Annotated in this window: 4 protein-coding genes and 1 pseudogene; 2 read left to right on the forward strand and 3 right to left on the reverse strand. The window is 61.6% G+C overall.

What is annotated here, in order from left to right; all coding sequences use genetic code 11:
• Nucleotides 1-148: 148 nt before the first annotated feature.
• A complete protein-coding gene (locus ABWY06_RS12910; RefSeq protein WP_353925970.1) occupies nucleotides 149-757 on the reverse strand; it encodes a LysE family translocator in 609 nt (202 codons plus the stop codon).
• A 110-nt stretch (nucleotides 758-867) separates the two neighbouring features.
• Here ABWY06_RS12910 and ABWY06_RS12915 point away from each other — a divergent pair, with 110 nt between their 5' ends.
• Both ABWY06_RS12915 and ABWY06_RS12920 read left to right on the forward strand, forming a co-directional pair.
• On the forward strand, nucleotides 868-1,731 hold the full coding sequence (locus ABWY06_RS12915; RefSeq protein ID WP_122838356.1) for a LysR family transcriptional regulator: 864 nt from the start codon (nucleotides 868-870) through the stop codon (nucleotides 1,729-1,731).
• A gap of 178 nt (nucleotides 1,732-1,909) precedes the next feature.
• Nucleotides 1,910-3,340, forward strand: coding sequence for an amino acid permease (locus ABWY06_RS12920; protein ID WP_205896001.1), 1,431 nt, complete (start codon nucleotides 1,910-1,912; stop codon nucleotides 3,338-3,340).
• 80 nt (nucleotides 3,341-3,420) lie between these two features.
• Here ABWY06_RS12920 and ABWY06_RS12925 read toward each other — a convergent pair whose 3' ends face one another.
• Both ABWY06_RS12925 and ABWY06_RS12930 read right to left on the reverse strand, forming a co-directional pair.
• Nucleotides 3,421-5,148, reverse strand: a complete 1,728-nt coding sequence (locus ABWY06_RS12925) for a cobaltochelatase CobT-related protein (RefSeq protein ID WP_353925971.1) — start codon at nucleotides 5,146-5,148, stop codon at nucleotides 3,421-3,423.
• A 19-nt stretch (nucleotides 5,149-5,167) separates the two neighbouring features.
• Nucleotides 5,168-5,463 (reverse strand): annotated as a pseudogene (locus ABWY06_RS12930) (cobaltochelatase subunit CobS); the annotation flags it as partial.

The raw sequence follows: 5,463 nt of genomic DNA on the forward strand, positions 1-5,463 counted from the left end.
CGTTCAATATCGGCCGCAGTCACTACCGGCGCATCCGCTTCTTGCTTCTTTGACATGTTCAAAACCTCTTAAGCGCTTGAAGAACAACGCCTGAGATTCGGCAGTTTTCAGCATACATCTTAAGGATACGCAAAATCGGCTGACACCCTCACGAATGAATCGGCAACGCCAACCCAAACACCACAAAAAACCCACCACACACCTTATTGAAACGCCGCCCGGTCCGAGCCAGCCAAGGCCGCACCCGATGCGCTGCACTTGCCACCATATACTCAACCACAAACTCTACCACCGCATACGTCAGCGCAATCGCTGCCGTTTGCGCAATGATGCTCCTGTGCGGATCCAGGAACGGTGAAATAAACGCAGTAAACAGCAGCAGTGCCTTGGGATTTGAAAGTGCCGACACCAGTCCCTGGCGGAACAGCGACCAGCGTCGAAAGCTTGTAGCACCGGTGGGTTCAAGGCTGACCGGCGCAGACCGCCACAGCCCCCAGCCCAGCCAGATCAGATACAGCCCGCCAACCACCTTCAATACGGTGAACCAGGTCGCCGATGCCTGTATCAGTGCACCCAGGCCCAAAGCGCACAGCGCAAGCACCACGGCAAAGCCGAGGACGCCGCCGCTGATGGTGAACAGTGTTCTGCGGCTGCCGTGAAGCGCGCCATGGGTCAGCACCAGTAACGCATTCGGCCCTGGCACGACGGCGATGCCGAAGCAGGTAATGAGGTAGAGCAACCAGGTATCGAATGGCATGGGCAGATCCACAAAGCGTTGATTGGGTCAGGATCTTGCGGGTGAAGCATTGTCATGAAAAGCGCATAATTCAAGTATTAGCCATTCGATTAACGAATAGAGGATTTGCCATGCCCGCCAGTGATTTGCAGATCGATTGGCTCAAGTGCTTCGTGGCGGTGGTGGATGCCGGTTCGCTGTCGGGCGCTGCCCATGAGGTCAACCGGTCGCAGTCCGCTGTCAGCATGCAGATGAAGAAGCTGGAGGCCGCGCTTGGACGGCAGTTGTTGAGTCGTGGCCCAAGGCACCTGCAACTGACCGACGATGGCCAGACGCTGTTGAGCTACGCCCGGCGCATGCTCGCATTGCATGCCGAGACCCAGGCGGCTTTTCACGGTGAGGAGTTGTCCGGGCGGATTCGCCTTGGCGTCGCGGAGGACTATGCGGCCAGGTATCTCACGCCGCTTCTGAAGCGTTTTTCGCCGCGCTATGCCGGGGTGGAAATTGAGCTGACCTGTGAGCAGTCGACTGCGCTTATTCCGCGGGTTCGAAGCGGTGATCTGGATCTGGCGCTGGTGTCCAGGGACTCGGCGCAAAGCGGGACGTTTCTCTTCAAGGAGCCGATGGTTTGGGTGGGCTCTCCCCAGTTTGAACTCTGGAGGCGCGACCCGGTGCCGATCGCCGTCTACGAAAGCGCAAGCCTGGCTCGGCTATATGCCGTGAATTCGCTGACCCAACGGGGCCGCCAATTCAAGGTGGTCTACAACAGTTCGAGTCTCGCGGGCCAGGTGGCGGCAGTGGAGGGCGGGCTCGCGATTGCCGCGATTACCCAGTGCACCGTGCAGCCATCGCTTCAGGTCTTGGGCAGCGAGCACGGCTTGGGCAGCATTGAGCCGATGGAGGTGTCGATTCTGCGTAGCCGTGCTTCGCGTGGGTCGAAAGCGGTGAATGGCCTGCATGCTTTTATCATCAGTGCGCTGAGAATCCAGGCGTAATCATCTGGCGCTCATCAAAAGACGTGGCCCCAGCAGCGCGCCGCAATTGGATCTAAAAAGTTTGGCACTCCCGGAAGACACTGCGAAGGCAGCCAGGGTCGATCCCCCTACCAGGACGATGCCTGACTGCTTCTGTACTGACTTTCAACCTACAATAAAAACGAATGGGGTGAGCAGCATGTCCGTACCTCAACAAACCCGGTCGGAGGGCGCCAACGGCGGTCTGCAATCGGGGCTCAAGCAACGTCACATGGCCATGATCGCCCTGGGTGGTGTCATCGGTGCCGGCCTGTTCGTCGGCAGCGGGGTGGTCATCCAGTCTGCGGGGCCTGCGGCCCTCATTTCCTTCCTGGTCACCGGCATACTGGTCATCCTGATCATGCGCATGCTTGGCGAGATGGCCTGTGCCTTGCCGACCGTCGGATCCTTCTACGAATACGCACGTATGGCCTGGGCCGATCATAAACAGGCGAGCCAACTGGCCGGTTTTCTTACCGGCTGGATGTACTGGTATTTCTGGGTGATCGTCGTCGCCGTGGAGGCCGTGGCTGGCGCCTCGCTCATTCAGTTCTGGCTGCCGGATGTTCCGGCCTGGGGCATCAGCCTGACATTGATGATCATTCTGACCCTGACTAACCTGTGCTCGGTCGCTTCCTTCGGTGAGTTCGAGTTCTGGTTCTCCTCGATCAAAGTCGCGGCCATCATGGTTTTCCTGCTGCTGGGCGGGCTGTACCTGCTAGGGATGTGGCCGACCGAAACCCACCATGGGTTGAGTACGATGCTCAGTCACGGCGGCTTCATGCCCAACGGCATCGGCCCGGTGTTGACTGGCGCGGTGGCGGCGACCGGGTTCTATTTCGGCGCCGAGATTGTCACCGTGGCGGCTGCCGAGTCTTCCGACCCGGTGCGCTCCGTCGCGCGGGCCACCAACTCGGTAATCACCCGCGTCCTCTTCTTTTATGTGGGCTCGATTTTTCTGGTGGTCACCCTGGTTCCCTGGGACTCGCCCGCGATGCTCACGCCGTATTCCAGTGCGCTAGCAGCCATGGGCTTCGACTGGGCCGCGCACGTAATGAATGCCATTGTGCTGACCGCCGTGCTGTCGTGTCTGAATTCGGGCATCTACGCGTCTTCGCGCATGCTGTTTGCACTGACCAAACGCGGCGACGCACCGCGCAGCCTGGCCAAGCTGTCTTCGAGTGGCGTACCGCGCCGGGCGATCTTTTTCGGTACGCTGTTCGGCTATCTGTCGGTGGTCATGTCGTACATATCGCCCGACACCATCTTCGCCTTTCTGGTCAACTCGTATGGCACGGTGGCGATCTTTGTCTATGTGCTGATTGCCCTGTCCCAGCTGCGCCTGCGTGCGAAGCTGGAACGCGAGGCGCCGGAGAAACTCAAGGTGCGGATGTGGTGTTATCCCTATCTGACCTACGTCGCCATCTTCGGCATGCTGGGCATCGTGACCGGCATGGCCTTCATCCCGGAGCAGCGCATGCCGCTGGCGTTGGGCGTCGTCAGCCTGGCGATCCTGCTGCTGGCGTTTATCAGTCGCAGCATCTGGCGGCGGATCAAGGGCCTGCCGCAAATCGTCCCCGTGAACAGTTAGTTGTAACGACCCACCAGGGTTTGCAGGAAAAAGTCGCCGTGAGGCGACTTTTTATTGTCTGGAGGTTAGCCGGGGTGCGTTCAATGGCGGCCGCTGAGCAGACGCAGGATCTCGTCGAACACCGCATTGTCCAGGCTGCCAGACAAATCAAGCTCCAGGCTGTGGCGGTAGTAGGTACTCAGGTCGAGGCCGACGCCCAGGGCGTACAACTCGATGCTGCGCTCCTGCTCGATCTGCCGCGTCACTTGCTTGAGGTGCAGGTCGAGGATGTCCTGCTGATTGGCCTGGTGGGTGGCGCTGTCCATCGGGCAGCCGTCGGAGATGATGATCAGGATGCGTCGTCGTGCCTCGCGCTGCAGCAGCCGCTGACGCGCCCACAGGAGGGCCTCGCCGTCGATGCCTTCGCGAAACAGATCGGATTTGAGCAACGCTGCAATGTTCGGCCGCGCGCGGCGCCAGGACGTTTCGGCGTTCTTGTAGACCACATGGCTCAGCTCGTTGAGCCTTCCCGGGTTGGCCGGCTGGCCCGTGGCGCGCCAGCGCTTCAGGGGGCGCCCGCCGTTCCATTGGCCGGTGGTGAAGCCGAGGATTTCACTGCGCGCGCCCGCCAGTTCCAGGGCACGGCTGAAGGCGTCAGCCAGCAAGGCGACGCTGTCGATGTGGTTGCGCATGGAGCCGGAGTTGTCGATCAGCAGGCTGACCAGGCAATCGCTGTGCGGACGCTCCTGCTCGTGACGAAAAATCTCCCGTTGTTCGGGGCTGATGATCAGGCGGCTGAGGCGCCCGGCGTCGATCTGGCCGTCGGTTTGGGCGAAGGCCCAACCATCGCGACGAGGCGAGGCCAGCAGGGCGCCCAGGCGCTTGGCCAGGCGAGGCAGGTTGAGGCCCTGGCCGGCCAGGCCACGGTCCAGGCGCTGACGCAGTTCGCGCAATAATTCGGGGCGTACCAGGCGGGTGGCATCACGCTCGCTATCGTAGTCGCGGCTGAACACCTGGTAGGTAAAGGCATCGTCGCTGCCGCGTGGATGACCTTGGGCAGCACCGCTGGTGCTGACGTCGCCATCGCCATCCTGATCCACGTCCAGCAACAGGGCAAAGGCCAGATGAGTCTTTTCAGCGATGTCCGAGACCTTGCGCTCGTCGTTACCAAGCAGTTCGGCGTCCAGGTGCTCGATCAGCTCCTGTGCCTTGGCGGCAATCAGCAAGGCATGCTCGGTGAACGCTACCTGGTCATGCCGACAGCGGCGCAGCAGCCCGAAGGCCGCGCCGAAATGGCCGAGCAGGCTCAAGCGCGGTGCTTCGATAAGCATCTCCGTCTGTTCCCCGGCGCGGCCGCCGCACAGCAAAATCCAGGTCATCTGCGCGAGGGTGAAGAGCAGCAGGCCGACATGTCCCTCGGCCTGGCCTGCGTCGAGAAACTGTTGGCTCCACTGCTCGAAGCGCCGCAGCAGATTACGCCGGACGCCGGGATGACAGTCGGCGACCAACGACTCGACGCGCAGTTGCTCGATCAGTTCGAACACCAGGCGTTCGATGGGCTGTGCCGGAAGTACCTGGCGGACCAGCGCCTGATCACTGTGCTTTAAACGCAGCGCCAGGCTGTCAGCCACCCCGCGCCAGGCTCGACTCTCATCGTGCTCGGGGTCTGGGTGCAGGTGTGGGGCGCGCACCGCAAAGTGCCGTTCCCGCACCTCCAGGCGGCCGCCCCGATAACGTACCAGGGGTTCCCCGGACAGTGCCCGCAGCGTTGCCGCGCAGAGTTCTTCGAGTTGTTGCTGGCGTTTCTCGCGGCGCGGCGGCGGGTTCATGGTGATCCTCTTGTGGGGTTCAGGCCGAGGCCATCAGGGGGAACGCCGATTCGCCGAGCTCCTGGTCGAAGCAGCGTTGGTAGTATTCGGCGACGATCGGCCGCTCTGCTTCATCGCATTTGTTGAGGAACGAAAGGCGGAAGGCCAGGGCCGGGTCGCTGAAGATCTCCATGTTCTCCGCCCAGGAGATCACGCAGCGCGGCGACATCAGGGTGGAAAGGTCGCCACTGGCGAAGCCCTGGCGAGTCAGGTCGGCCACCGCCACCATTTGCCTCAGCAAGCCTTCACCGTGGCGGGCGAGCAGGTGCGGTACCT

Origin of the sequence: Pseudomonas sp. (genome assembly GCF_040514055.1) — a bacterium.
GTDB lineage: Bacteria > Pseudomonadota > Gammaproteobacteria > Pseudomonadales > Pseudomonadaceae > Aquipseudomonas.

What these genes read in the sequence shown, in the direction of transcription:
- ABWY06_RS12910 (WP_353925970.1), bottom strand. Translation starts at nt 757, where the DNA reads ATGCCATTCGATACCTGGTTGCTCTACCTCATTACCTGCTTCGGCATC.
- ABWY06_RS12920 (WP_205896001.1), top strand. Translation starts at nt 1,910, where the DNA reads ATGTCCGTACCTCAACAAACCCGGTCGGAGGGCGCCAACGGCGGTCTG.
- ABWY06_RS12915 (WP_122838356.1), top strand. Translation starts at nt 868, where the DNA reads ATGCCCGCCAGTGATTTGCAGATCGATTGGCTCAAGTGCTTCGTGGCG.
- ABWY06_RS12925 (WP_353925971.1), bottom strand. Translation starts at nt 5,148, where the DNA reads ATGAACCCGCCGCCGCGCCGCGAGAAACGCCAGCAACAACTCGAAGAA.